At 71.7% G+C, this 23,248-nt stretch carries 21 protein-coding genes; 18 read left to right on the top strand and 3 right to left on the bottom strand.

Translation table 11 applies throughout. The annotated features are described in order from the left end of the window. Positions 1-103: 103 nt before the first annotated feature. Both AB4K12_RS13785 and AB4K12_RS13780 read left to right on the top strand, forming a co-directional pair. A complete protein-coding gene (locus AB4K12_RS13785; protein WP_368434870.1) occupies positions 104-1,330 on the top strand; it encodes a DedA family protein in 1,227 nt (408 codons plus the stop codon). Between the two features lie 221 nt (positions 1,331-1,551). Continuing rightward, positions 1,552-3,249 carry a threonine/serine exporter ThrE family protein gene (locus AB4K12_RS13780; RefSeq protein WP_368434506.1) on the top strand — a complete coding sequence of 566 codons (1,698 nt, stop codon included), beginning with the start codon at positions 1,552-1,554 and terminating at the stop codon, positions 3,247-3,249. Between the two features lie 106 nt (positions 3,250-3,355). Here the strand turns inward: AB4K12_RS13780 and AB4K12_RS13775 are convergent, their stop codons facing one another. Next, positions 3,356-3,853, bottom strand: a complete 498-nt coding sequence (locus AB4K12_RS13775) for an inorganic diphosphatase (protein ID WP_071962293.1) — start codon at positions 3,851-3,853, stop codon at positions 3,356-3,358. An 83-nt stretch (positions 3,854-3,936) separates the two neighbouring features. On the opposite strand from AB4K12_RS13775, the gene dacB reads away from it, so the two are divergent. From dacB to folE, 6 genes are all read left to right on the top strand, one after another. After that, positions 3,937-5,400 (top strand): D-alanyl-D-alanine carboxypeptidase/D-alanyl-D-alanine-endopeptidase, encoded by a 1,464-nt coding sequence (gene dacB / locus AB4K12_RS13770; RefSeq protein WP_368434505.1) that lies wholly within the window; start codon positions 3,937-3,939, stop codon positions 5,398-5,400. Positions 5,401-5,634: 234 nt separating this feature from the next. Further along, positions 5,635-6,756, top strand: a complete 1,122-nt coding sequence (locus AB4K12_RS13765) for a zinc-dependent metalloprotease (RefSeq protein ID WP_368434504.1) — start codon at positions 5,635-5,637, stop codon at positions 6,754-6,756. A gap of 212 nt (positions 6,757-6,968) precedes the next feature. Beyond that, a complete protein-coding gene (gene tilS, locus AB4K12_RS13760; RefSeq protein WP_362255338.1) occupies positions 6,969-7,991 on the top strand; it encodes a tRNA lysidine(34) synthetase TilS in 1,023 nt (340 codons plus the stop codon). Between the two features lie 34 nt (positions 7,992-8,025). Next, positions 8,026-8,565, top strand: a complete 540-nt coding sequence (gene hpt / locus AB4K12_RS13755; RefSeq protein ID WP_086566629.1) for a hypoxanthine phosphoribosyltransferase — start codon at positions 8,026-8,028, stop codon at positions 8,563-8,565. A 253-nt stretch (positions 8,566-8,818) separates the two neighbouring features. Next, on the top strand, positions 8,819-10,834 hold the full coding sequence (gene ftsH / locus AB4K12_RS13750; RefSeq protein WP_368434503.1) for an ATP-dependent zinc metalloprotease FtsH: 2,016 nt from the start codon (positions 8,819-8,821) through the stop codon (positions 10,832-10,834). A gap of 156 nt (positions 10,835-10,990) precedes the next feature. Continuing rightward, positions 10,991-11,596 carry a GTP cyclohydrolase I FolE gene (folE, locus tag AB4K12_RS13745; RefSeq protein WP_368434502.1) on the top strand — a complete coding sequence of 202 codons (606 nt, stop codon included), beginning with the start codon at positions 10,991-10,993 and terminating at the stop codon, positions 11,594-11,596. 193 nt (positions 11,597-11,789) lie between these two features. On the opposite strand, the gene AB4K12_RS13740 is transcribed toward folE, so the two are convergent. Continuing rightward, entirely contained in the window at positions 11,790-12,902 is a 1,113-nt protein-coding gene (locus tag AB4K12_RS13740) for an alpha/beta hydrolase (RefSeq protein ID WP_368434501.1), read from the bottom strand. 170 nt (positions 12,903-13,072) lie between these two features. Here AB4K12_RS13740 and AB4K12_RS13735 point away from each other — a divergent pair, with 170 nt between their 5' ends. The 6 genes from AB4K12_RS13735 to AB4K12_RS13710 all read left to right on the top strand — a co-directional run bounded on the left by AB4K12_RS13735 (position 13,073) and on the right by AB4K12_RS13710 (position 18,219). Continuing rightward, positions 13,073-14,926 (top strand): phosphatidylglycerol lysyltransferase domain-containing protein, encoded by a 1,854-nt coding sequence (locus AB4K12_RS13735; RefSeq protein ID WP_368434500.1) that lies wholly within the window; start codon positions 13,073-13,075, stop codon positions 14,924-14,926. Between the two features lie 134 nt (positions 14,927-15,060). Then, positions 15,061-15,945, top strand: coding sequence for a dihydropteroate synthase (gene folP, locus AB4K12_RS13730; RefSeq protein WP_368434499.1), 885 nt, complete (start codon positions 15,061-15,063; stop codon positions 15,943-15,945). Then, on the top strand, positions 15,942-16,424 hold the full coding sequence (locus AB4K12_RS13725) for a nuclear transport factor 2 family protein (RefSeq protein ID WP_086566607.1): 483 nt from the start codon (positions 15,942-15,944) through the stop codon (positions 16,422-16,424). The genes folP and AB4K12_RS13725 overlap by 4 nt, the downstream gene beginning before the upstream one ends. Before the next feature lie 296 nt (positions 16,425-16,720). Beyond that, the gene (gene folB, locus AB4K12_RS13720; RefSeq protein ID WP_362255359.1) at positions 16,721-17,080 is read left to right on the top strand and encodes a dihydroneopterin aldolase; all 360 of its coding nucleotides are present in this window, start codon (positions 16,721-16,723) and stop codon (positions 17,078-17,080) included. Further along, positions 17,077-17,673, top strand: a complete 597-nt coding sequence (gene folK / locus AB4K12_RS13715; protein ID WP_368434498.1) for a 2-amino-4-hydroxy-6-hydroxymethyldihydropteridine diphosphokinase — start codon at positions 17,077-17,079, stop codon at positions 17,671-17,673. The genes folB and folK overlap by 4 nt, the downstream gene beginning before the upstream one ends. 54 nt (positions 17,674-17,727) lie before the next feature. Next, complete coding sequence (locus AB4K12_RS13710) at positions 17,728-18,219, top strand: DUF3180 domain-containing protein (protein WP_368434497.1); 492 nt, start codon at positions 17,728-17,730, stop codon at positions 18,217-18,219. Between the two features lie 66 nt (positions 18,220-18,285). Here the strand turns inward: AB4K12_RS13710 and AB4K12_RS13705 are convergent, their stop codons facing one another. Then, on the bottom strand, positions 18,286-19,458 hold the full coding sequence (locus AB4K12_RS13705) for an ABC transporter ATP-binding protein (protein ID WP_368434496.1): 1,173 nt from the start codon (positions 19,456-19,458) through the stop codon (positions 18,286-18,288). Between the two features lie 131 nt (positions 19,459-19,589). Between AB4K12_RS13705 and AB4K12_RS13700 the strand changes: the two genes are divergently transcribed. The 4 genes from AB4K12_RS13700 (at position 19,590) to AB4K12_RS13685 (ending at position 23,179) form a co-directional block, all read left to right on the top strand. After that, on the top strand, positions 19,590-20,321 hold the full coding sequence (locus AB4K12_RS13700; protein ID WP_368434495.1) for an ABC transporter permease: 732 nt from the start codon (positions 19,590-19,592) through the stop codon (positions 20,319-20,321). Beyond that, positions 20,321-21,013 (top strand): ABC transporter permease, encoded by a 693-nt coding sequence (locus AB4K12_RS13695; RefSeq protein ID WP_368434494.1) that lies wholly within the window; start codon positions 20,321-20,323, stop codon positions 21,011-21,013. Before AB4K12_RS13700 ends, AB4K12_RS13695 begins: the two co-directional genes overlap by 1 nt. Positions 21,014-21,029: 16 nt before the next feature. Continuing rightward, positions 21,030-22,013 carry an ABC transporter substrate-binding protein gene (locus tag AB4K12_RS13690; RefSeq protein ID WP_086566618.1) on the top strand — a complete coding sequence of 328 codons (984 nt, stop codon included), beginning with the start codon at positions 21,030-21,032 and terminating at the stop codon, positions 22,011-22,013. Between the two features lie 83 nt (positions 22,014-22,096). Continuing rightward, positions 22,097-23,179 carry a hypothetical protein gene (locus AB4K12_RS13685; protein ID WP_368434493.1) on the top strand — a complete coding sequence of 361 codons (1,083 nt, stop codon included), beginning with the start codon at positions 22,097-22,099 and terminating at the stop codon, positions 23,177-23,179. Positions 23,180-23,248: the final 69 nt, after the last annotated feature.

Genomic DNA, 23,248 nt, shown 5'->3' with positions numbered 1-23,248 from the left:
GGTGGCGTTGATAACTTTGGGCCGCACACCACACTCCCCGCCTGTGCCCGGACCTCGCACGAGCCTGTGCCCTCCATTCAGGAGCCTGTCACCCGTGACTCCCATGACCACTCTCGCGCTCGGCCCCCAGTGGCTCGACGCGAACTATCTGATCGAGCAATTCGGTCTGATCGGCGTCCTGGCCATCGTCTTCGCGGAGTCCGGCCTCCTGATCGGGTTCTTCCTCCCGGGTGACTCGCTGCTGTTCACCACGGGTCTGCTGGTCACCACCGGCCAGATCGACAAGCCGCTGTGGCTGGTGTGCACGCTGGTGGGTGCCGCGGCGATCCTCGGCGACCAGGCCGGCTATCTCTTCGGCCGCAAGGTCGGCCCCTCGCTCTTCAAGCGGCCGGACTCCCGCCTCTTCAAGCAGGAGAACGTCGAGAAGGCCCACGAGTTCTTCGAGAAGTACGGCCCGAAGTCACTGGTCCTGGCCCGCTTCGTGCCGGTGATCCGGACCTTCACGCCGATCATCGCCGGCGTGAGCCGGATGAACTACCGCTCGTTCCTCATCTTCAACATCATCGGCGGCCTCCTGTGGGGCGTCGGCGTGACGCTGCTCGGTGCGTCGCTGGGCAAGATCGACTTCGTTCACCAGCACATCGAGATGATGCTGGTCGCGATCGTGCTGATCTCGGTGGTGCCGATCGCCATCGAGTTCCTGCGCGCCCGGTCCAAGGCGAAGAAGGCCGCGGCCCAGGCGCCGGCGACCCCGGCGGCGCCGGCCCCGATGGCCGGCGGTTACGGCGCCGACCAGGGCGGCTTCGGCGGCCCCCAGCGCGGCTACGGCGCCGACCAGGGCGGCTTCGGCGGCAACCAGGGCGGCTACGGCGGTGGCGACGGGGGCTTCGGCGGCGGTCAGGACGGCGTCTACGGCGGCCAGGGCAACGGCGGCGGCTACTACGGCGGCGCCGGTGCCGGTGCCGGCTACGGCGGCCAGGGTGGCCACGGCGCTGGCTACGGCAACCAGGGCGGCTACGGCAACGGTGGCGGTCAGGGCGGCTACGGCAACGGTGGCAACGGCGGCGGCCACGGCCAGGGTGGCTACGGCGGTGGCCACGGCGGTGGCTACGGCAACCAGGGCGGCTACGGCAATGGTGGCTACAACCCCGGCAACGGCGGCCACAACCCCGGCAACGGGGGCTACAACCCCAACGGTGGCGGCTACAACCCCGGCAACGGGGGTTACGGCCCCGCCGACGACGGCGGTTACAGCCCCGACGACGACGGCGGCTACAACCCCGACGACCAGCAGCCGCCCGGCCCGCGCGGCCGGCACGCCCGGCGCTGAGCCCCGGGCCGGCTCCCGGCTTCCGGCTTCGGCTCCCACGGCCCGCCCCCAGGGCCCACTACGGCCCACCACGGCCCCCAGAACCCACCACGGCAGTCTCCGCGGCACCCCGCTGAGGCTGCCGTTCCGTATATCCGGGCCCCCGATGCGCGCCCGTACGGCCCATCAGGCATGGTGGCACTGAGCAGGACGGTGCACGAGGGCCTGACGAGGAGCGTGTGGTGGCGGATCGGCAGCGGGGAGGCGGCGGTTCGGGCCCGGGGGGTCCGGCGGACGACCGGGCGGGTGATCCGGCCGAGGACCGCAAGCCGCAGTCCGACGAGGCGCGCAGCGCCTTCACCCCGCCGCTGGGGGTGCCGCTGCCGCCCGTACCGGAGGACGAGCACCCCACGTCGGAGTTCGCGCTGCCCGAGGGCGTCGCGCCCGAGCCGGAGAGCGAGCCCGAGGGGTCGGCCTTCACCCGGCCCGGCGCCGGCCCGGCCGCCTCCTTCCCCGCCTTCACACCGCCCCACGGCATACCCAAGGTCAGCCTCATCAAGGAGGAGGCGCCCTGGCAGGACCGCATGCGCACCATGCTGCGCATGCCGCTCGCCGAGCGCCCGATGCCCGACCGCCCGCCGCGCCAGGAGGAGGAAGCGGGCCCGGCCGTGCCGCGCGTGCTCGACCTGACGCTGCGCATCGGCGAGCTGCTGCTCGCCGGCGGCGAGGGGGCCGAGGACGTGGAGACGGCGATGCTCGGCGTCGCGCACGCCTACGGGCTCGGGCGCTGCGAGCCCACCGTCACCTTCACCCTCCTGACCGTCAGCTACCAGGCCTCGCTCGTCGACGACCCGGTCACCGCCCACCGCACGGTCCGCCGGCGCGGCACCGACTACACCCGGCTCAACGCCGTCTACCGCCTCATCCACGACATCACCTCCAACGGTCTGACCTTGGAGGAGGCGTACGGCCGGCTGGCCGAGATGCGCCGCAACCGCCACCCCTACCCCGGCTGGGCGCTGACGCTGGCCTCCGGGCTGCTGGCGGGCGCGGCGAGCATGCTGGTGGGGGGCGGGCCGGTGGTGTTCCTCGCGGCGGCGGTCGGCGCGATGCTCGGCGACCGGCTGGCGTGGCTGGCGGCGGGGCGCGGGCTGCCGGAGTTCTACCAGTTCGTCGCCGCCGCGCTGCCGCCGGCTGCGATGGGCGTGGCGCTGAGCGCCAGCCGCCCGGACATCCAGGCCTCCGCCGTGATCACCGGTGGTCTCTTCGCCCTGATTCCCGGGCGGGCCCTGGTCGCGGGCGTACAGGACGGCCTGACCGGCTTCTACATCACCGCGGCGGCTCGGCTGTTGGAGGTCGGCTACCTCATCGTGGGCATCGTCTGCGGTGTGCTCGTCGTGCTCTACGGGGGCGTGCACATCGGCGGCGGCACGCTGAACCCCGAGGCGGCGCTGCAGCACAAGGAGCGGCCCGTCATCCAGATCGTCGCGGCGATGCTGCTGGCCTTCGCCTTCGCGGTGCTGCTTCAGCAGGAACGTCACACCGTGTGGGTCACCACGCTCAACGGCGGGGTCGCCTGGGTGATCTACGCGGCGCTCGCCGACACCATGGGGGCCGACCCGGTGCCCGCCACGGCGGTGGCCGCGGGTCTCGTGGGCCTCTTCGGGCAGCTGCTGGCGCGCTATCGGCACGCCTCGGCGCTGCCGTACATCACGGCGGCGATCGGGCCGCTGCTGCCCGGTAGCGCGGTGTACTTCGCGCTGCTGAACTTCGCGAAGAACGAGCTCAACACCGGCATCTCCAGCCTCACCAAGGCGGCGGCCCTGGCGCTGGCGATCGCCATCGGAGTGAATCTCGGCTCCGAGATGGCCCGGCTGTTCCTCAAGGTGCCCGGCGAGGGCGCCGGGCGCCGGGCGGCGAAGCGGACGCGCGGCTTCTAGTCACGTAGGACTGTCACGTAGGACTGTCACGTAGGACTGTCACGTAGGACGTGGAAGCCGCGCGTCGCGGGTGCTTCAGGCTCGGTGGTGCGAGCCTTCAGACGGCTCAGTGGTGCGAGCCGCCGGCGGCCTCGAGGCGCTTGTAGGAGGCCTCGATCTCGGCCTCGGCCTCGGCGCGGCCGACCCAGTCGGCGCCCTCGACGGACTTGCCCGGCTCCAGGTCCTTGTAGACCTCGAAGAAGTGCTGGATCTCCAGGCGGTCGAACTCCGACACGTGGTGGATGTCGCGCAGGTGCTCCACGCGGGGGTCGTTCGCCGGGACGCACAGCAGCTTGTCGTCGCCGCCGGCCTCGTCCGTCATGCGGAACATGCCGATGGCGCGGCACTTGATGAGGCAGCCGGGGAAGGTCGGCTCGTCCAGAATGACCATCGCGTCCAGCGGGTCGCCGTCCTCGCCGAGGGTGTTCTCGACGAAGCCGTAGTCGGCCGGGTAGGAGGTCGAGGTGAAGAGTCGGCGGTCCAGACGGATGCGACCGGTCTCGTGGTCCACCTCGTACTTGTTCCGCGAACCCTTCGGGATCTCGATGGTGACGTCGAACTCCACGGGTGGCTCCTTCATGATCAACACATACGTCTGGTGATTAAGTGTCCCCCACGTAGGTGTGTGGTGGCGAAAGGGGCTGGTCCGTGGAGCCTGGAGCCGAATGGTGGCAGGTCAGACAGTGGCGGGACGCCCCCCTGGCGCAGCGCCGGACCATGGGGTTCGTCGCCGCGTCAGCCGTGGCCGGAATCGTGATCGCGACCGGTGCGGTGGCGGCCTCCGGCCCCTGGGACGGAGGCCAGCGTAAGGCCGAACGGGCCCGGGCCGCCGCCGAGGTACGCCCGGGGGGTGACGCCCCGCGTGGCGCCGCGCGCGCCGCCGGGCCGGTCACGGCGCCTCCCGTGCTCGGCGCGCTCCGCACCCGGGGCGCGGCAGCCTCCCGGGAGAGCCTGGCCGGAGCGCTGGAACCGCTGCTGGGCGACTCCGCGCTGGGCACCGACCACGCCGCGTCCGTCGTCGACGTCCCCACCGGGGAGCAGCTCTACGGGTCCCGCGAGGGCACCGCGTACACCCCGGCCTCGACGATCAAGCTCGCCACGGCCGCCGCCGCGCTCGCCGCGCTGGGGCCCGAGCACCGCATCGAGACCACCGTGGTCGCCGGTTCGGACGGCATCGTGCTGGTGGGCGGTGGCGACCCCACGCTCACCGCCGCGCCCCCCGGCAAGGGCGGCGGACCGCGCTTCGCCTCGCTCGCCGACCTCGCGGACTCCACGGCCCGCTCCCTGAAAGCGCGCGGGACCGCCCGCACCCGGCTCGCCTACGACGCCTCGCGCTACTCCGGCCCCGCACGGCACCCCATCGGCGTCAACGTGAACATCGCCCCCGTCAGCGCGCTGATGGTCGACGAGGGCCGCCTCGACGACTCCGCCCGCGGACCCGCCGAGCGCACGGCCGAGCCGGCCGCGGACGCGGCGCGGAAGTTCGCGGACCTGCTGCGCGAGCGGGGCGTGGAGGTCGAGGGCGACGTGTCGGAGACGCGGGCCGACGCCAAGGCGGCCCGCGTCGCCGCCGTCGCGTCGGCACCGGTGGCCGATCTAGTCGATCGGGCGCTGACCAACAGCGACAACGACATCGCCGAAGCGCTCGCCCGCCAGACCGCCCTCGCCTCCGGCCGTCCGGCCGACTTCGAGGGCGCGGCCAAGGCCGTCACGGACCGGCTGGCAGGGCTGGGGCTGCCCATGGAGGGCGTACGGATCGCCGACGGCAGCGGCCTCGACCGCGCCGACCAGGTCTCCGCCGGCTTCCTGGCCCGCCTCCTGGCCCGCTCCGCGGACCCGCGCACCCCACGCCTGCGGCCCGTCCTCACCGGCCTGCCGGTGGCGGGCTTCAGCGGCACCCTCCGCGATCGCTACCCCCGCGAGAACGCCGGCCGTGCCATCGTCCGCGCCAAGACCGGCACCCTCACCGGCGTCAACACCCTCGCCGGCACGGCGGTGACCCCCTCGGGCCGCCTCCTGACCTTCGGCTTCATGGCCTCGGGCACGACCGACGGCGACGCGGCGCAGCGGGCCCTCGACCGCCTGGCGGCGGCGGTGGCCACGGCTGACTGAGGGCGGGGCGCAGCCCCGGGATTCTTTCCGCCGCAACGGTGTTCAGCTCACCGCAAGGTGCCCGGCGGTGCCGAACCGGCCGTCCAGGTGCGGCCCGGTGGGCCGGTTTGTGCCCACCCTCCCCCAGCTACCGCTGGGAGGTGCCCCCAGCCCTGCGGAACGACTGCCCACAAACCCCGTGGGGGACGGGGTAAGACCTCACTCGGAGCCATGCGCAGCACGTACGGTGAAGGCATGACGAGCGTCGGTGGCACGGAGATGGTCGACTGGAAGCTCGCGGTCGCGACCGCGACCCGGCTCGTACGTCCGGGGCCGGAGGTGAGCCGGGACGAGGCGCGTGAGGTGGTCGCCGAACTGCGGCGGCACGCCGAGGCGTCGGAGGGGCATGTGCGGGGGTTCACGCGCATGGGCCTGCGGGAGGGCGAGGCCGGGGTGCGGACGCCCGTGCTGGTCGTCGACCGGGCGGGGTGGGTGAAGGCGAACGTCGCCGGGTTCCGGGCGGTGCTCGGGCCGTTGCTGGAGAAGATGCAGGGCCGCCGCGCGGGCCTGCCGGGCGGTGCCGTGCTGGGGGCGGTCGGCGGCAAGGTGACCGGCGTCGAGCTGGGGATGCTGCTGTCGTTCCTGGCGTCGCGGGTGCTGGGGCAGTACGAGACGTTCGCGCCGGTGACGCGCGACCTGCCGGGGTCTTCCGAGGGCGGCGGGCGGCTGCTGCTCGTGGCGCCCAACATCGTGCAGGTGGAGCGCGAGCTGGACGTCGACCCGCATGACTTCCGGCTGTGGGTGTGCCTGCACGAGGAGACCCACCGGACGCAGTTCACGGCCGTGCCCTGGCTGCGGGACCACATCGAGGGGGAGATCCAGACCTTCCTGGCGGAGACGGACGTGGACCCCGCCACGCTCCTCGAGCGGGTGCGGGAGGCGGCGCAGTCGTTGACGGGCGCGCGGCCTCCGCAGGAGGGGCGCAGCATCGTCGAGCTGGTGCAGACGCCCGCGCAGCGGGAGATCCTCACCCGGCTGACGGCCGTGATGTCCCTGCTGGAGGGGCACGCCGACTACGTGATGGACGGCGTGGGCCCTCAGGTCGTGCCGAGCGTCGCGGAGATCCGGGAGAAGTTCCAGAAGCGGCGCGCCAGCGGCGCGGGCCGGCTGGACGCGGCGCTGCGCAAGCTGCTGGGTCTGGACGCCAAGCTGCGGCAGTACCGTGATGGCGAACGGTTCGTGCGGGCCGTGGTCGACGAGGTCGGCATGGACGGCTTCAACCGCGTCTGGACGTCGCCGAACACGCTGCCCACCAAGGCCGAGATCGCCAAACCGGCGGACTGGGTCGCACGGGTGCACGGCCGTACCGAAGGGTGACGTCGGCACGCGCCGTGCCGGAAGAACGCTCCCGTAATCACCCGTCCGAGGGACCGTTTGCCAAGGGTGGGCGTGCGATGCTCGGGTAAAGGCTCGTCTCTGTCACCATCGACGCACACAGCGTGACGGAGACGGCGGATACTCGGAGCCGGCAAGGCGCCGAGGTCGGCTCCGCCACCCCCCTTTCGCATGGAACGATTGGACACACGGACATGGGTCCACACCCCGCGGTCGCGGCGATACGCCTGGCGGTCCGCCGCGTTCTCCACGACGTACTCACCCTCGCTCCGCCCGCCTCCGTACCCAGCGCGGCCGGCGACCGGCCGCCGCTCGTCCTCGCCGCCTGCTCCGGTGGCGCCGACTCCATGGCCCTCGCCTCCGCCCTCGCCTTCGAGGCCCCCCGTCTCGGAGTCCGGGCCGGCGGTGTGACCGTGGACCACGGCCTCCAGGCCGGTTCCGACCTGCGTGCCGCCGAGGTCGTCAGCCGCCTCGCCGTTCTCGGCCTCGACCCCGTGGAGGCCGTGCGCGTCGACGTCGGCCGTGAGGGCGGCCCCGAGGCCGCCGCCCGCGACGCCCGCTACGCCGCCCTGGACGCCGTCGCCGACCGGCACGGCGCGGCCGCGATCCTGCTCGGCCACACCCGTGACGACCAGGCGGAGACCGTGCTGCTGGGCCTCGCCCGCGGCTCCGGCATCCGCTCGCTGTCCGGCATGGCCACCGCCTCCGGCGCCGGCGGTCGCTACCGCCGGCCCTTCCTCGGCCTGGACCGCCAGACCGCCCGCAAGGCCTGCATGGTGCAGTCCCTGCCCGTCTGGGACGACCCGCACAACGCCGACCCGGCCTACACCCGCTCCCGGGTCCGCCACGAAGCCCTGCCGGTCCTGGAGAAGGCCCTGGGCAAGGGCGTCGTCGAAGCGCTCGCCCGGACCGCCCAGCTCTCCCGCGACGACGCCGACGCCCTCGACTCCTGGGCCGCCGCCGTGGAGCCCTCCGTCCGGGACGACGCCGGCGACCTGGAGGTCGCCAAGCTCTTCGCCCTGCCGCCCGCCGTCCGCCGCCGGGTGCTGCGCCGCGCGGCCATCGAGGCGGGCTCCCCGGCCGGTTCCCTCTTCGCCCGGCACCTGGAAGAGGTCGACCGGCTGATCACCGGTTGGCGCGGCCAGGGGGCCATCAACCTGCCCGGGCGCGTCGCGGTGCGCAGGCAGGGTGGCAGACTGGTCCTCCGGCAATCGTGAACGAGCGAGAGTGGCGCGGGTGGACGACAAGGACATGGGCACCGATCTGAAGTCGGTGCTCATCACCAAGGAAGAGATCGACGCGAAGCTGGCTGAGCTGGCCGCGAAGATCGACGCGGACTACGCGGGCAAGGACCTGCTCATCGTGGGCGTTCTCAAGGGCGCCGTGATGGTGATGGCGGACCTGGCGCGTGCCCTGTCCAACCCCGTCACCATGGACTGGATGGCCGTGTCCTCCTACGGCGCGGGCACCCAGTCCTCCGGAGTGGTCCGCATCCTCAAGGACCTCGACACCGACATCAAGGGCAAGCACGTCCTGATCGTCGAGGACATCATCGACTCCGGCCTGACCCTGTCGTGGCTGCTGTCGAACCTCGGCTCCCGCGAGCCGGCGTCGCTCAATGTCGTGACGCTGCTGCGCAAGCCGGAGGCGGCCAAGGTCGCCATCGACGTGAAGTGGGTCGGCTTCGACATCCCCAACGAGTTCGTCGTCGGTTATGGTCTCGACTTCGCGGAGAAGTACCGCAATCTGCCCTTCGTGGGCACGCTCGCGCCGCACGTCTACGGCGGCTGAGCGTCCCCGCTCCCCTGACGGACGGGGTATTCCGACGGGCGGGAACCGAATTCGGCTTCCCGCCGTTGGAGCAGGGGAGGGCGGGTGTTGACCGTCCTTGGCGGCGTCGGGTGACAATGCTGGGGTACCGTCCGAAGGTCAGTCTTTTCAATCTTTTCAAGGTCGAGCACGACACCGCACGCACAGGCACCCCGATCCGGGGTCGCCGTGCCTCACTGTGGCAGGAGGGACGGGGCGCTCGCGCCCCGTATGGATGGACGTGAAGCGCTACTTCCGTGGGCCGGTCATGTGGATCGTGCTGGCCGTCCTCGCCGTGGTCGTGTTGATGCAGGTCGTCGGCTCGTCCGGCGGCTACAAGTCGGTGGACACCAGTCAGGTCGTCCATGCGATCGACAAGAACCAGGTGAAGTCGGCCGAACTGACGACCGGCGACGAGAACAAGATCAAGATCGAGCTCAAGAGCGGCGTCAAGATCAAGGGCTCGAGCAAGGTCCAGGCGAACTACATCGGCGACCAGGGCGTCGAGATCTCCAAGGATCTCCAGGCCAAGGCCGATGACGACGACACCAGCACGCTGCCCGACGGGTACAACGTCTCGACGTCGAAGCAGAACCCCTTCCTGGGTGTGCTGCTCTCGCTGCTGCCGTTCGTCCTCATCGTCGTCGTCTTCCTGTTCCTGATGAACCAGATGCAGGGCGGCGGCTCCCGGGTCATGAACTTCGGGAAGTCCAAGGCCAAGCTGATCACCAAGGACACCCCGAAGACGACCTTCTCCGACGTGGCCGGCTCCGACGAGGCCGTCGAGGAGCTCCACGAGATCAAGGAGTTCCTGCAGGAGCCCGCGAAGTTCCAGGCCGTCGGCGCCAAGATCCCCAAGGGTGTGCTGCTCTACGGCCCGCCCGGTACGGGCAAGACCCTGCTCGCGCGCGCCGTCGCCGGCGAGGCGGGCGTGCCGTTCTACTCCATCTCCGGCTCCGACTTCGTCGAGATGTTCGTGGGTGTGGGTGCCTCCCGGGTCCGTGACCTGTTCGAGCAGGCCAAGGCCAACGCCCCCGCCATCGTCTTCGTCGACGAGATCGACGCCGTCGGCCGGCACCGTGGCGCGGGCCTCGGCGGCGGTCACGACGAGCGCGAGCAGACCCTGAACCAGCTGCTCGTCGAGATGGACGGCTTCGACGTCAAGGGCGGCGTCATCCTGATCGCCGCCACCAACCGCCCGGACATCCTCGACCCGGCGCTGCTGCGCCCGGGCCGTTTCGACCGGCAGATCGCCGTCGACCGTCCGGACATGCAGGGCCGTCTGGAGATCCTCAAGGTCCACCAGAAGGGCAAGCCGGTCGCGCCCGACGTCGACCTGGCCGCCGTCGCCCGCCGGACCCCCGGCTTCACGGGTGCCGATCTGTCGAACGTGCTGAACGAGGCCGCCCTGCTGACGGCCCGCAGCGACAAGAAGCTGATCGACAACCACATGCTGGACGAGGCGATCGACCGCGTCGTGGCCGGACCGCAGAAGCGGACCCGGATCATGAGCGACAAGGAGAAGAAGATCACCGCGTACCACGAGGGCGGACACGCCCTGGTCGCGGCGGCCTCCCCGAACTCCGACCCTGTTCACAAGATCACGATCCTGTCCCGGGGCCGCGCGCTCGGCTACACCATGGTCCTCCCCGACGAGGACAAGTACTCCACCACGCGCAACGAGATGCTCGACCAGCTGGCCTACATGCTGGGCGGCCGCGCGGCCGAGGAGCTGGTCTTCCACGACCCGACCACGGGCGCCGCGAACGACATCGAGAAGGCCACCGCCACGGCCCGCGCGATGGTCACCCAGTACGGCATGACCGAGCGCCTCGGCGCGATCAAGTTCGGCTCCGACAATTCCGAGCCGTTCCTGGGCCGCGAGATGGCGCACCAGCGCGACTACTCCGAAGAGGTCGCCGCGCTGGTCGACGAAGAGGTCAAGAAGCTCATCGAGACCGCGCACAACGAGGCGTGGGAGATCCTCGTCGAGAACCGCGACATTCTCGACAACCTCGTTCTGGCCCTCCTCGAGAAGGAGACGCTGAACAAGGAGGAGATCGCCGAGATCTTCAAGCACGTCGTGAGGCGCCCGGCCCGCCCCGCGTGGACCGGCTCCTCGCGCCGTACGCCCTCCAGCCGCCCGCCGGTGCTCTCGCCCAAGGAGCTCGCCCCGACCAACAACGGCGCCTCGCCGTCGGTCGACTCGGTCGAGCTGTCCAAGGACGCGCCGAGCACTCCGGAGAGCTGATCGGCGGCTCCCCGCGAGCCGCCGCCCGGGGCCGTACAGGGCCCGGAATGGATGCCGCGCCACCCAGGTTTTAGCCTTGGGGGCGCGGCATCGCGCATTTTCCCCTTCCGGTGGGGCCGCACGCAGCGCATAGGCACGAGAGAACGAGGCAAGCCCATGACCGACCCGGTGACGCTGGACGCCGAGGGCTCCATCGGTGAGTTCGATGAGAAGCGGGCCGAGAACGCCGTCCGTGAGCTGCTGATAGCGGTCGGGGAGGACCCGGACCGGGAGGGCCTGCGGGAGACCCCGGCGCGGGTGGCCCGGGCGTACAAGGAGATATTCGCCGGCCTGTGGCAGGAGCCGCAGGACGTGCTCACCACGACCTTCGACCTCGGCCACGACGAGATGGTGCTGGTCCGCGACATCGAGGTCTACAGCACCTGCGAGCACCACCTGGTGCCGTTCCACGGCGTGGCGCACGTGGGCTACATCCCCTCCACCACCGGCAAGATCACCGGCCTGTCGAAGCTGGCCCGGCTGGTGGACGTCTACGCCCGCCGCCCGCAGGTGCAGGAGCGGCTGACGACGCAGATCGCGGACTCGCTGATGGAGATCCTGGAGCCGCGCGGCGTCGTCGTGGTCGTCGAGTGCGAGCACATGTGCATGTCCATGCGCGGCATCCGCAAGCCGGGCGCCAAGACGCTGACCTCCGCCGTGCGGGGCCAGCTGCGCGACGCGGCCACGCGTGCCGAGGCCATGAGCCTGATCATGGCCCGCTGACGCCGAGCCCGATCACGGCCCGCCGAGACGGCGCCGGGCGAGAGCCCGGCGTACCGGCCCCGGGCCACGGGGTACCGGTCCCGGGCCACGGCATACCGGCCCCGGGTCACGGCGTACCGGTCCCGGGCCACGGCGTACCGCCCCCGGACATGGAAAAGGGCCCGCACGACGGCGGGCCCCGGGCTGGTGGCGACTAGGCGCTCAGGCGGCTGCTCATCCACTTGAGGGTGGGGTTCAGCTCGCGGCGCCAGGTGTTGAAGTTGTGGCCGCCGCTCTCGAGGATGATCGAGGAGACCCGGGTGGGGGACTTCGACGCCATGTCGATGAACTTCAGGGTGTCCTTGTAGTTGTGCTCGCCCTTCTTGCTGGAGGTCACCAGCAGCGAGACGGGCGGCAGCTCCTTGTTCTTCAGCCGCCACAGCAGGTCGTTCTCCTTCTCCAGCGACTTGCTGTTGCCGAAGAGGTTGCCGGTGGTGGCGTCCTGCGGGGCCTTGTAGTAGCCGGACAGGGAGGCGGCGGCGGAGTACGCGTCGGGGTGGCGCATGGCGAACTTCAGGGCACAGTAGCCGCCGGTGGAGTCGCCGATGATGCCCCAGTTCTTCGCCTGGGTGCCGACGCGGTAGTGCTCGGAGACGGCCTTGCGCAGGTCCTTCGTGAAGAAGGTCTCGGTCTGGGGGCCGTTGGGTATGTCGATGCACTCGGTGTCGCGCGGCGGGGCGACGGTGGGCCGCATCATCACGAGGATGGTGGGCTGCATCTTCTTGTCCTTGGCCAGCTTGTGCGCGCGCACCGGGTAGTCCAGGCCCTTGACCAGGGCCTCGGCGGTGCCCGGGTAGCCGGTCAGGGCGACGGAGGCCGGAAAGGTCTTGTTCGCGTACTCCGGCTGGAAGTACTCCGGCGGCAGGTAGACGTAGGCCGGGCTGGTGATCTTCGACTCGGGGCCGACGATGTTGATCTTCTCGATCTTGCCGCCGACGCGCGGCACGTCACCGCGCGGGACCTTCACGGCCTGGGCGCTGACGACCTGCACCCGCTTGGCGCCCGCGCTGTGGTCGACGACGACGCCCTCGTTCTTGACCTGGCCGAAGAGGTCGGCCCAGGATCCGTAGAAGCCGAAGGACTGGTTCGACCACAGGCCGATCGCGGCGAACAGCGACAGCTGTGTGGCCAGCATCATGCCGATGCGGGCGCTGACGGGACCGATGCCCTTCTTGCCGAGCCGGGGCCAGAGCCAAATGGTCAATGCGAAGAGCACTACCGCAGCCACGATGGCCAGCAGGAGTACTGGCATGCTGGTGAGACCCATGAGGTGCTTTCTGCCGAGCGACCCGGCGCCGAGTCGCGGAATGGTTACTTCTTTCCGGGCTCGGCCCCCCACGGAACCTCAACCCCGAAACCGTCGTCCTACAGGGCGCACATTGTCCGGGCGCTGCCGCCGAACGGCGCAGGTCCTCTCGACATGGACGACGGGAAGAGATGTCTGTCAGGGTAGATGGCAAAAAGTCCGATGGGGTTCCCTCGGGGCCCAAGTGGCTGTCGGGGCTTGCGCGTATCGCCAGGGGACCCAGGCCGGAGAGCGTTCCGGCGGTCGTGGGCACGGTCGCCGCCCTCATCGGTCTGGCCGACATCGCGGCGGGGGTCATCCCCCGGTTCCGCTGGAGCAAGGTCCACTCCCTCGCCGAGGTCCTGCCCGGCAGCGTGACCCAGCTGGCCGCGGCCGGCTCGATCATCGTCGGCATCCTGCTGCTCATGCTCGCCCACGGCCTCAAGCGGGCCAAGAAGCGGGCCTGGCTCGCCGCCGTCGTGGTGCTGCCGATCGGCGCCGCCGCCCAGCTGATCTACCGCCACTCCTACGCCGGCGCGATCCTGTCGCTGCTGCTGTTCATCTACCTCGTCGGCCACAGCAAGGCCTTCTACGCGCTGCCCGACCCGCGCAGCCGCTGGAAGGCGCTGGCCAACTTCATCCTGATGGGCGCCTTCAGCTTCGGCCTGGGCTGGGTCATCGTCGGCTCGCACCCCAAGCAGATGGTCGGCGACCCGCCGGTGCTGGAGCAGATCGAGCACGTCATCTGGGGCCTGTTCGGCTTCGAGGGATCGATCCGCTACACGGGCGGCATCGACTACACCGTCGGCTACTCCCTGGGCGCCCTCGGCCTGCTGACCGTGGCCACCACCGCGTACCTGGCCTTCCTCCCGGCGTACCCCGCGCCCGTGCTCACCGAGCAGGACGAGGACAAGCTGCGCGAGCTGCTCGCCAAGCACGGTGAGCGCGACTCGCTCGGCCACTTCGCGCTGCGCCGCGACAAGAGCGTCGTCTTCTCGCCCTCCGGCAAGGCCGCCGTCTCCTACCGCGTGGTCTCCGGCGTGATGCTGGCCAGCGGTGACCCGATCGGCGACGTCGAGGCCTGGCCGGGCGCGATCGAGCAGTTCATGGAGCTGGCCAAGCGCCACTCCTGGACCCCCGCGGTCGCCGGCTGCAGCGAGACCGGTGGCGAGGTCTGGACCCGCGAGACGGGCCTGGACGCCCTCGAGATGGGTGACGAGGCCATCGTCGACGTCGCCGACTTCAGCCTGAGCGGCCGTTCCATGCGCAACGTCCGCCAGATGGTCAAGCGCATCGAGCGCAACGGCTACTCCACCAAGGTGCGTCGCGTCGGCGACCTGACCCCCGAGGAGCTGGAGGCCGTCCAGAAGGCCGCCAACGCCTGGCGCGACACCGAGGACGAGCGCGGCTTCTCCATGGCCCTGGGCCGCATCGGCGACCCCAAGGACCTGGACGCGATCATCGCGACGGCCCACAAGGACCCGGAGGAGGGCGAGGACCTCCCCTTCGGCGACCTGCGCGCCATGCAGCACTACGTGCCGTGGGGCAAGGACGGCAGCTCGCTCGAGCTGATGCGCCGCGACCGCAGCGCCGACCCGGGCATGAACGAGCTGCTGATCGTCGCCTTCCTCCAGGCCGCGCCCGAGCTCAAGATCAAGCGCCTGTCGCTGAACTTCGCGTTCTTCCGCTCCGCCCTCGAGCGCGGCGGCAAGCTGGGCGCCGGCCCGGTCGTGCGCATCCAGCGCACGGTGCTGATCTTCCTCTCGCGCTGGTTCCAGATCGAGTCGCTGTACAAGTTCAACGAGAAGTTCCGGCCGCGCTGGGAGCCGCGCTTCATCGTCTTCCCGACCAGCCGCGACCTGCCCCGCATCGGCTTCGCGATGATGCAGGCGGAGGGCTTCCTGGAGCTGCCGCGCCTGCTGCGCCGCCGCCCGACGGAGCCCAAGCCGGAGCTGGACGACGAGGGCGCCCTCGCCGAGCAGGGCGAGGTCACGCGCGCGGCGTGACGGCGCGCCCGTCGCCGACGGCATCCCCGAAGGCCCTCCCGGAACGTTCCGGGAGGGCCTTCGCGCCGTCCGGGCCCGTTTGTGGCCTCCCCGCGGGCGGTGCCGGGCCGTGCCTACGCCCTAGGCTGGTCGGTATGAGTACGTTGCGCGGCCCGGTCGGGCCGGTCGGACTGCCCGCGTGGGACCGGTGTGCGGTGATGGGCGTGGTGAACGTCACCCCCGACTCGTTCTCCGACGGGGGGCACTGGTTCGACACCGCCCTCGCCGTCAAGCGGGGCCTGGAGCTCGTCGCGGCCGGCGCCGACCTGGTCGACGTGGGCGGGGAGTCCACCCGCCCCGGCGCGGTGCGCGTGGACGAGGACGAGGAGCTGCGCCGGGTGGTCCCGGTCGTCCGCGAGCTGGCCGGCGAGGGGGTGGTGGTGTCGGTGGACACCATGCGCGCCTCGGTCGCCGAGGCCGCCGTCGCGGCCGGCGCGGTGCTGGTCAACGACGTCAGCGGCGGCCTGGCGGACCCGGCGATGGTGCCCGTGGTGGCCGCCGCCGGGGTGCCGTTCGTGGTCATGCACTGGCGCGGCTTCAGCGCCGACATGAACAGCCGGGCGGTCTACGGGCCCGACGTGACCGGCGAGGTCCTCGCCGAGATGCGGCGGCGGATCGACGAGGTGATCGCGGCGGGCCTGGAGCCGGACCGCCTGGTCGTCGACCCGGGGCTGGGCTTCGCCAAGAACGCCGAGCACGACCTGGCGCTGGTGGCCGGGCTGGCCAGGCTGCGCCGGGAGCTGGACCTGCCGCTGCTGGTGGCCGCCTCCCGCAAGCGCTTCCTGGGCCGGGTGCTGGCCGGCCCCGAGGGGGATCCGCCGCCCGCCCGCGAGCGGGACGCCGCCACGGCCGCCGTCTCCACGCTCGCGGCGTACGAGGGGGCCTGGGCGGTGCGGGTGCACGAGGTACGGGCCAGCGCGGACGCCGTACGGGTCGTCCGGGCCGTCCAGGCCGCCGCGGCCGCCGAGGGGGCCGTGTGAGCGCCGCCCGTACGGACAGCGAGCGGGTCGAGCTGGCGAACACCGCCCTGTACGAGGCGGTGGAGCGCGGGGACACCGCGGCGATGGACCGCCTCTGGCTGAACGATCCCCGCACCGACGTCTCCTGCGTGCACCCCGGCTGGCCGGTGCTGCGCGGGCGGAACGAGGTGCTGCGCTCGTACGCCCTGATCATGGCCAGCACGGACTACATCCAGTTCTTCCTCACGGACGTCGAGGTGTCCGTCTCCGGCGACACCGCCCTGGTGACCTGCACGGAGAACATCCTCAGCGGCGCCCCGGCGGAGAACGAGGGCGAGCTGGGCCCGCTGGTGGGCCAGCTGGTCGTGGCCACCAACGTCTTCCGGCGGGCCGGCGACGAGTGGAAGGTCTGGTCGCACCACGGCTCGCCGGTGCTGGCGGGGCGCGAGGACGAGGACGAGGAGGACGAGGAGTCCGGGCCGACCGAGCCGGCGGGCTGAGCCGACGGGGTGACGGGCGGGTACGACACGTCAGCGTGAAGGGTATGTGACCACTCGTTCGAGCTGCCTGCTGCCCGGGTAGGGGTGGATCGCGGAGCCCCGGGTAAGCGCGGCGGGAGCCGGCTAGCACCCTCGGCGTCCTTTGTCCATAGCACCCGTGGACGGGCACTGTCGGTGCCCGCAGGTAGATTCGAACGTGGGCGACCCGGTCCGAGACCGGGTCCGGGCGCCGCGCCGGCCATGGGCCGGGGCGCTCCCGTACCGGCCCATACCGACAACCAGCAGGAGTGATTCGTGTGGATCGTGTCGCGCTGCGCGGCTTGAAGGCTCGCGGGCACCACGGGGTGTTCCCCCGGGAACGCGAGGAGGGTCAGACCTTCATCGTGGACCTGGTGCTGAGCCTGGACACGCGGGCTGCCGCGGCCGACGACGACCTCGCGAAGACAGTGCACTACGGCATCGTGGCGGAGGAGGTCGTCGGCATCGTCGAGGGCGAGCCCGTCGACCTCATCGAGACGCTCGCCGAGCGGATCGCCGAGCAATGCCTCAAGCACGATCCGGTGCGGGAGGTGGAGGTCGTCGTGCACAAGCCCGACGCGCCGATCACCGTGCCGTTCGACGATGTGACCATCACGATCACCCGGAGCCGAGTATGAGCAGCAGCAGCGACCCGACCGTGCAGCCGGTGCCCGCCTCCGTGGTGGAGCGGGTGGACGCCGCCGATGTGACGCTGAGCAACCCCAAGCGAGCCGTGATCTCCATCGGCAGCAACCTGGGCAACCGCCTGGAGATCCTCCAGGGCGCGATCGACGCGCTGGAGGACACGCCGGGCCTGCGGGTCAAGGCCGTCTCCCCGGTCTACGAGACCGAGCCGTGGGGCGTCGAGCCGGGCACCCAGCCGTCGTACTTCAACGCGGTGGTGCTGGTGAAGACCACCCTTCCGCCGGACTCCCTGCTCGAGCGCGGTCACGCGATCGAGGAGGCCTTCGAGCGGGTGCGGGAGCGCCGCTGGGGCGCGCGCACGCTGGATGTGGACATCGTCACGTACCAGGACGTCGTCTCCGACGACCCGGGGCTGACGCTGCCGCACCCGAGGGCCCACGAGCGCGCCTTCGTGCTCGTGCCGTGGTACGACGTGGACCCTGAGGCCGAGGTTCCGGGCCGGGGCCCGGTGGTGGAGCTGCTGGCCGGGATCGGCAGTGCCGGGGTCGAACCCCGTACCGACCTGGAACTCCGACTGCCGGAGTAGCCGTTCGGCGTGTGTAGTGGTCGAGGGAGAACGACGATGAGGGGCGACGGCTCGGTGAAGCAACTTCGGATCGGGGTGCTGGTCGGGCTGTTCGCCGTGGCCGGGGTGCTGTCGTGGGCCGGAGCCCGCCTGTGGGACTCCTTCGGCACGCTCCCGAGCGTGCCGGTGGCCGCGCCGATCGTGCTGGCGGTGATCGCCGTCGTGCTCGCCGCGACGGCCCTGTCCCTGCGGGCCAGGCTGCGCGCCCAGCGCGAGCGCCGGCCCGGCGCGAAGGGCGTCGACCCGCTGCTGGCCGCCCGTGCCGTCGTCTTCGGGCAGGCCAGCGCCCTGGTCGCCGCCCTGGTCGCGGGCGTGTACGGCGGCGTCGGCGTGTTCCTCCTCATCGACGGACTCGACGTCCCCGCACGGCGGGATCAGGCCATCTACGCCGGTGCCTCCGTCCTCGCGGGCGCGTGCGTCGTGGCCGCGGCCTTCTTCATGGAGCGGGTGTGCAAGCTCCCGGAGGACGACGACGAGAACGGCGGAGCGGACGCCACCCGCGCGTGAGGCGTGACGTCAGGGCGTAGGCCCAGGGGGTGTCCCTAGGGCCCGTGCCGACCCATCCGACACGCCCTAGAGCCCCGGAACCGTCTCCAGATCCACCTCGCTGCGCGCCCCGCCCCGCGCGTCGGCCTCGATGGAGCGCCGCAGCGCCTCGTGCAGCCGGGCCGGGGTGAGCACGCCCAGGTAGTGATCGGCCTGGTCGCCGTCCAGCACGGCGATCCACCCGGCGTCGTGCTGCAGCATCGTGCTGAACGCCTTCTTCAACGACGCCCCCAGCGGAAGCCACGCGTCCATGCGCCGCGCCCGCGACCGCACCCGGGCGTCGGGATCGCCGGAGGCCACCGCGTCCGCCGACACCCAGCCGTGCAGCCGTCCCGAGTCGTCCACGACGACGGCCCAGCGCGCGCCCTCCTCGGCGAGCCGCTCGGCCGCCGTGGACAGCGGGTCGTCCAGCCGGACCACCGGCGGCTGCTCGAGGTCGCCGGCCTCGATCGGCGTCACCGACAGCCGCTTCAGGCCCCGGTCGGCCCCGACGAAGTCGGCGACGTAGGGCGTGGCGGGAGCCCCGAGCACCGCCGCCGGAGCGTCGAACTGTTCGATGCGCCCGTTCCCGTAGACCGCGATGCGGTCGCCGAGGCGGACGGCCTCCTCGATGTCGTGCGTCACGAACAGCACGGTCTTGCGCACCTGTGACTGCAGGCGCAGGAACTCGCTCTGCAGCCGCTCGCGCACCACGGGGTCGACCGCACCGAAGGGCTCGTCCATCAGGAGTACGGGCGGGTCCGCCGCCAGCGCGCGGGCCACGCCGACGCGCTGGCGCTGGCCGCCCGAGAGCTGGTCGGGGTAGCGGTCGCCGTAGACGGTCGGGTCGAGGCCCACGAGGTCCAGCAGCTCGGCCGCCCGGGCGCGGGCGCGCTTGCGCTGCCATCCCAGCAGGTGCGGCACGGTCGCGGTGTTGTCGAGCACCGTCTTGTGCGGGAAGAGCCCGACCTGCTGGATGACGTAGCCGATGCGGCGGCGCAGCCGCACCGGGTCGACGGCGGAGATGTCCTCGCCGTCCACGAGGATCCGGCCGCTGCTGGGCTCGATCAGCCGGTTGACCATCTTCATGGTGGTGGTCTTGCCGCACCCCGACGGTCCGACGAGCGTGACCAGCTCGCCCTCCGCCACCTCGAAGGACAGGTCGTCCACCGCGGTGGTGCCGTCGGCGTAGCGCTTGGTGACGTGCTCGAAACGGATCATGGTTCCCCATTGTCGCCGTACTGCCGCTCGAAAATGGTGGCAGGGATCCGCACGGCCGGAGGCGAATGTCAGTGCCCCGGGTTAGGGTCGCCGTGACAGACCGTGAAGGCCGAGGGGGAGGTGAGGCACGGATGGCGGACGGGAACTGCTTGATCGCCAATGACTGGATCTGCGGCGAGTACGTGCGCACGCGCGGCCAGGAGTTGACGGACGCGACCCTCCAGCACATCGGCATCACCCTGGCGTCGGTCGCCATAGGCCTGCTCGTGGCCTTCCCCCTGGCCCTGCTCGCCCGCAGATGGCGGGCCGTCGCGGGGCCGGTCCTCGCCTCCACCACCATCCTGTACACGATCCCGTCGCTGGCCATGTTCTCGCTGCTGGTGCCCGTGTTCGGGCTGTCGGCGGCGGTCGTGGTGACCGGCCTGGTGCTGTATTCGCTGACGATCCTCGTGCGGAACATCCTCGCCGGCCTCGCGTCGGTGCCCCATGAGGCCCGGGAGGCCGCGCGCGGCATGGGATACGGCCCGGTGCGCCTGCTGTTCGGGGTCGAACTGCCCCTCGCCCTGCCCGCCATGATGGCGGGTCTGCGGATCGCCACGGTCTCGACCGTCTCGCTGACCACGGTGGGGGCCATCATCGGGTACGGCGGCCTGGGCAACCTCGTCTACGAGGGCATGCGCAGCTACTTCAAGGCCCAGGTGCTGACCGCGTCGGTGCTGTGCGTGGTGCTGGCGGTCGTCGCCGACCTCGCCCTGCTGCTGGTGCAGCGGCTGCTGACGCCCTGGGCGCGGCCCAAGCGCCGTACGACGTCCCGCGGGCCCGCCGCCCGCGGGGCCGGCCGACCCGAGAAGGCGGTGGCCTGATGGGAGTCGTCGAGCGGACGTGGGACTGGCTGACCACCGCCGCCCACTGGAGCGGCACGGACGGTGTCTGGCACCGCCTGGGCGAGCATCTCTTCCTGACCGTGGTGTGCCTGCTGGTCTCGTGCGCCATCGCCCTGCCCGTCGCCGTGGTGCTGGGGCACCTGGGCAAGGGCGGCGCCCTCGCGGTGAACATCGCCAACGTGGGGCGGGCGGTGCCCACGTTCGCGGTGCTGGTGCTGTTGCTGCTCAGCCCGCTGGGTACGCACGGCTCCTGGCCCACCGTCATCGCGCTGGTGCTCTTCGCGATACCCCCGCTGCTGACCAACGCCTATGTGGGGATGCGCGAGGTCGACCGCGACATGGTGGAGGCCGCGCGGGGCATGGGCATGACGGGCGTTCAGGTCATCGCCCGGGTCGAGCTCCCGCTGGCCTTCCCGCTGATCGTGACCGGGGTGCGGTCGGCCGCCGTGCAGGTGGTGGCCACGACCACGCTCGCCGCGCTGCCCGGCGGCGGCGGCCTCGGCCGGATCATCACGGCCGGCTTCCGGCTCACCGACACCGCCCAGGTGGTGGCGGGCGCCCTGCTGGTGGCCGTGCTGGCGCTGCTGGTCGAGGGCGCCTTCGTGCTGGCGCAGCGGTTTCTGGACCCGATGCGCGGGCATGTGACGTCTGTTCAAGATCGACTCGCCTGACTGGATGGAGAAGCGTATGCCCAGGACCCCGCGCCGGGCGCGGACCGTTCGCGCCCTGCTGGCGGCGGCCGGCGTCACCGCCCTGACGGCGGGTCTCGCCGCGTGCGGCGGCGACAGCCTGGAGAAGTCCGCCGGCGGGGCGGGCGGCCCCGCGAAGCCGGGACAGGAGTCCCTGGTCATCGGCTCCGCTTCTTTCACGGAATCGAAGATTCTTGCGGAGATATACGCGCGGCTGCTCAGGGACGCCGGATATTCCACGTCGATCAAGACCGCGGACGCGCGCGAGCTCTATGAACCGGAGCTGGAGAAGGGCGAGATCGACGTCGTTCCCGAGTACGCCGCCACCCTGGCCGAATTCCTCAACAAGAAGCAGAACGGCAAGGACGCCCCCCAGGTCGCCTCGGCCGATGCCGAGGCCACGGTGAAGGCCCTCCGTAAACTCGCGGAGCCGCGTGGTCTGAAGGTGCTCGACGCGGGCGGCGCCGTCGACCAGAACGCCTTCGCGGTGACCGCCGAGTTCGCCAAGGAACACCAGCTCAAGACCCTTTCCGACCTGGGAAAGGCGAAGCAGCCGGTCAAGCTCGCGGCGGGCGACGAATGCTCCCAGCGCCCCTTCTGCAAGCCCGGCCTGGAGAAGACCTACGGCATCGAGATCAGCGGCATCGACCCCCTCGAGGTCGGCAGCACCCAGGCCAAGCAGGCGGTCAAGGACGGCAAGGACCAGCTGCTGCTGACCACCACCACGGACGCCACGCTCGAACAGTTCGGGCTCGTTCTCCTCGAGGACGACAAGAAGCTGCAGAACTCCGACAACGTCCTGCCGGTCGTGAATGCCAAGAAGGCCGGCTCGCAGAAGATCACCGATGCCCTGGGGAAGCTCACCCGGGTGCTGACCACGGCCGATCTCACCGAACTCAACAAGAAGGTCGACGCGCAGCGCCTCAAGCCCGCCGATGTGGCCGCGCAGTACCTCAAGGAGAAGCGGCTTCTGACGAAGTGACCGTGTAAGGGAGAAGTAAGATCAAGGGAACAGTTTGGTGGGGGAGTCCCACGGTCGTGGCAACGCACGGTAAGTTTCAGGCCATGCCACGAGGACGCCACCGCCATTCCGCACCCCTGCACCGGCTTCTTCCACCGTTGACGGTCGCCGCGACATCGGTCGCCTGCGCCGCCGGCGCCCTGGTGGTGGGTGAAACGACCGTCATACGGGGCCTCGCCGTGGCCGCCGCGGCCGCCACCGTCGTCGGCTCGGTCCTGACGCGCCGCTGGGACCGCGCGGCCGGCCGGCGCGTCGCCCAGCTCACCGCCGCCCGCACGCGCGAGGAGTGGAAGACCGAGGAGCGCATAGCCGAGCTCGAGACGGACGTCGAGGAGACCCGTCTGGCCCGGAAGCGCATGGAGTCCAAGCTCCGCAACAAGCGCGCCGAGCTCGCCCGCCTCCGCACCGAACACGCCGACCTGCTGCGCCGCTACGCCGCCGCCGAGACCGGGCGCGCCAGCGCGCTGGAGGGCCGCCGCCTGCTCGCCAAGGGCACGGCGTCCGCGAAGGCCAAGACGCTCGAGCTGGAGGCCGCGGGCACGTCCGCCACGCACTCCGGGGCCACGGCCCCCGACGCCGCCGCCTTCCGCCGGGCCGCCGACGCCCTGCGGGACCTCGAGCGCAACGCCGCCGCCCAGCGCGCCGCGGCGGCCGCGAAGCCCGAGGCCGAGGCCGAGCCCGCGCCCGTCGAGGCGAAGGCCGCCGAGCCCCGGACCGAGCCCGGGCCGACGCCCCCGGTCGCGCCGGCGCCCGCTCCCGCGTCCATGACCACGCCCAAGGCCGTGACGCCCGCGAAGTCCCCGGCACCGGCCAAGGCCCTCGCCCCCGCGAAGGCCGCCCTGCCCCCGGCCGGCACCGCCGTGGCGCTGCCCGCCGCGCGGCGCCCGGCGTCCCGGGCCCAGGGCGGCTTCGACTTCTTCGGCAACAAGAAGGGGGCCCCGGCCCCCAAGCCCGTCGAGGAGCAGGACCTCGCGGACGTCGTCGGCGAGGAGGCCCTGGCCGACGCGCAGGCCGTCCGGGCCGTCGGGACCGTCGAGGCCGCCGAGTCGGACGAGGTCATCGACCTCACCGCGCACGACGAGACCGAGCAGATAGACCTCGCCGAGCTGCGCACGGCGATCTCGTAGCGGGCTGCTTCCGCATACGCCCGAGGGCCGGCCCGTAACGGGCCGGCCCTCGGGCGTATGCGGAACGCC

Source organism: Streptomyces sp. C36 (assembly GCF_040932295.1).
Lineage (GTDB): Bacteria > Actinomycetota > Actinomycetes > Streptomycetales > Streptomycetaceae > Streptomyces > Streptomyces triculaminicus.
The sequence above is the reverse complement of the archived record's forward strand: the minus strand, read 5'-3'. Positions and strand labels throughout refer to the sequence as shown.

Bases quoted from the DNA above. Each gene is read 5' to 3' on its own strand.
- tilS (WP_362255338.1), top strand. From the start codon at position 6,969: ATGGGTCCACACCCCGCGGTCGCGGCGATACGCCTGGCGGTCCGCCGC.
- AB4K12_RS13785 (WP_368434870.1), top strand. From the start codon at position 104: ATGACCACTCTCGCGCTCGGCCCCCAGTGGCTCGACGCGAACTATCTG.
- hpt (WP_086566629.1), top strand. From the start codon at position 8,026: ATGGGCACCGATCTGAAGTCGGTGCTCATCACCAAGGAAGAGATCGAC.
- AB4K12_RS13685 (WP_368434493.1), top strand. From the start codon at position 22,097: ATGCCACGAGGACGCCACCGCCATTCCGCACCCCTGCACCGGCTTCTT.
- ftsH (WP_368434503.1), top strand. From the start codon at position 8,819: ATGGACGTGAAGCGCTACTTCCGTGGGCCGGTCATGTGGATCGTGCTG.
- AB4K12_RS13735 (WP_368434500.1), top strand. From the start codon at position 13,073: ATGTCTGTCAGGGTAGATGGCAAAAAGTCCGATGGGGTTCCCTCGGGG.
- folK (WP_368434498.1), top strand. From the start codon at position 17,077: ATGAGCAGCAGCAGCGACCCGACCGTGCAGCCGGTGCCCGCCTCCGTG.
- AB4K12_RS13765 (WP_368434504.1), top strand. From the start codon at position 5,635: ATGACGAGCGTCGGTGGCACGGAGATGGTCGACTGGAAGCTCGCGGTC.
- folP (WP_368434499.1), top strand. From the start codon at position 15,061: ATGAGTACGTTGCGCGGCCCGGTCGGGCCGGTCGGACTGCCCGCGTGG.
- AB4K12_RS13740 (WP_368434501.1), bottom strand. From the start codon at position 12,902: ATGGGTCTCACCAGCATGCCAGTACTCCTGCTGGCCATCGTGGCTGCG.
- AB4K12_RS13700 (WP_368434495.1), top strand. From the start codon at position 19,590: ATGGCGGACGGGAACTGCTTGATCGCCAATGACTGGATCTGCGGCGAG.
- AB4K12_RS13690 (WP_086566618.1), top strand. From the start codon at position 21,030: ATGCCCAGGACCCCGCGCCGGGCGCGGACCGTTCGCGCCCTGCTGGCG.
- AB4K12_RS13695 (WP_368434494.1), top strand. From the start codon at position 20,321: ATGGGAGTCGTCGAGCGGACGTGGGACTGGCTGACCACCGCCGCCCAC.
- AB4K12_RS13705 (WP_368434496.1), bottom strand. From the start codon at position 19,458: ATGATCCGTTTCGAGCACGTCACCAAGCGCTACGCCGACGGCACCACC.
- folE (WP_368434502.1), top strand. From the start codon at position 10,991: ATGACCGACCCGGTGACGCTGGACGCCGAGGGCTCCATCGGTGAGTTC.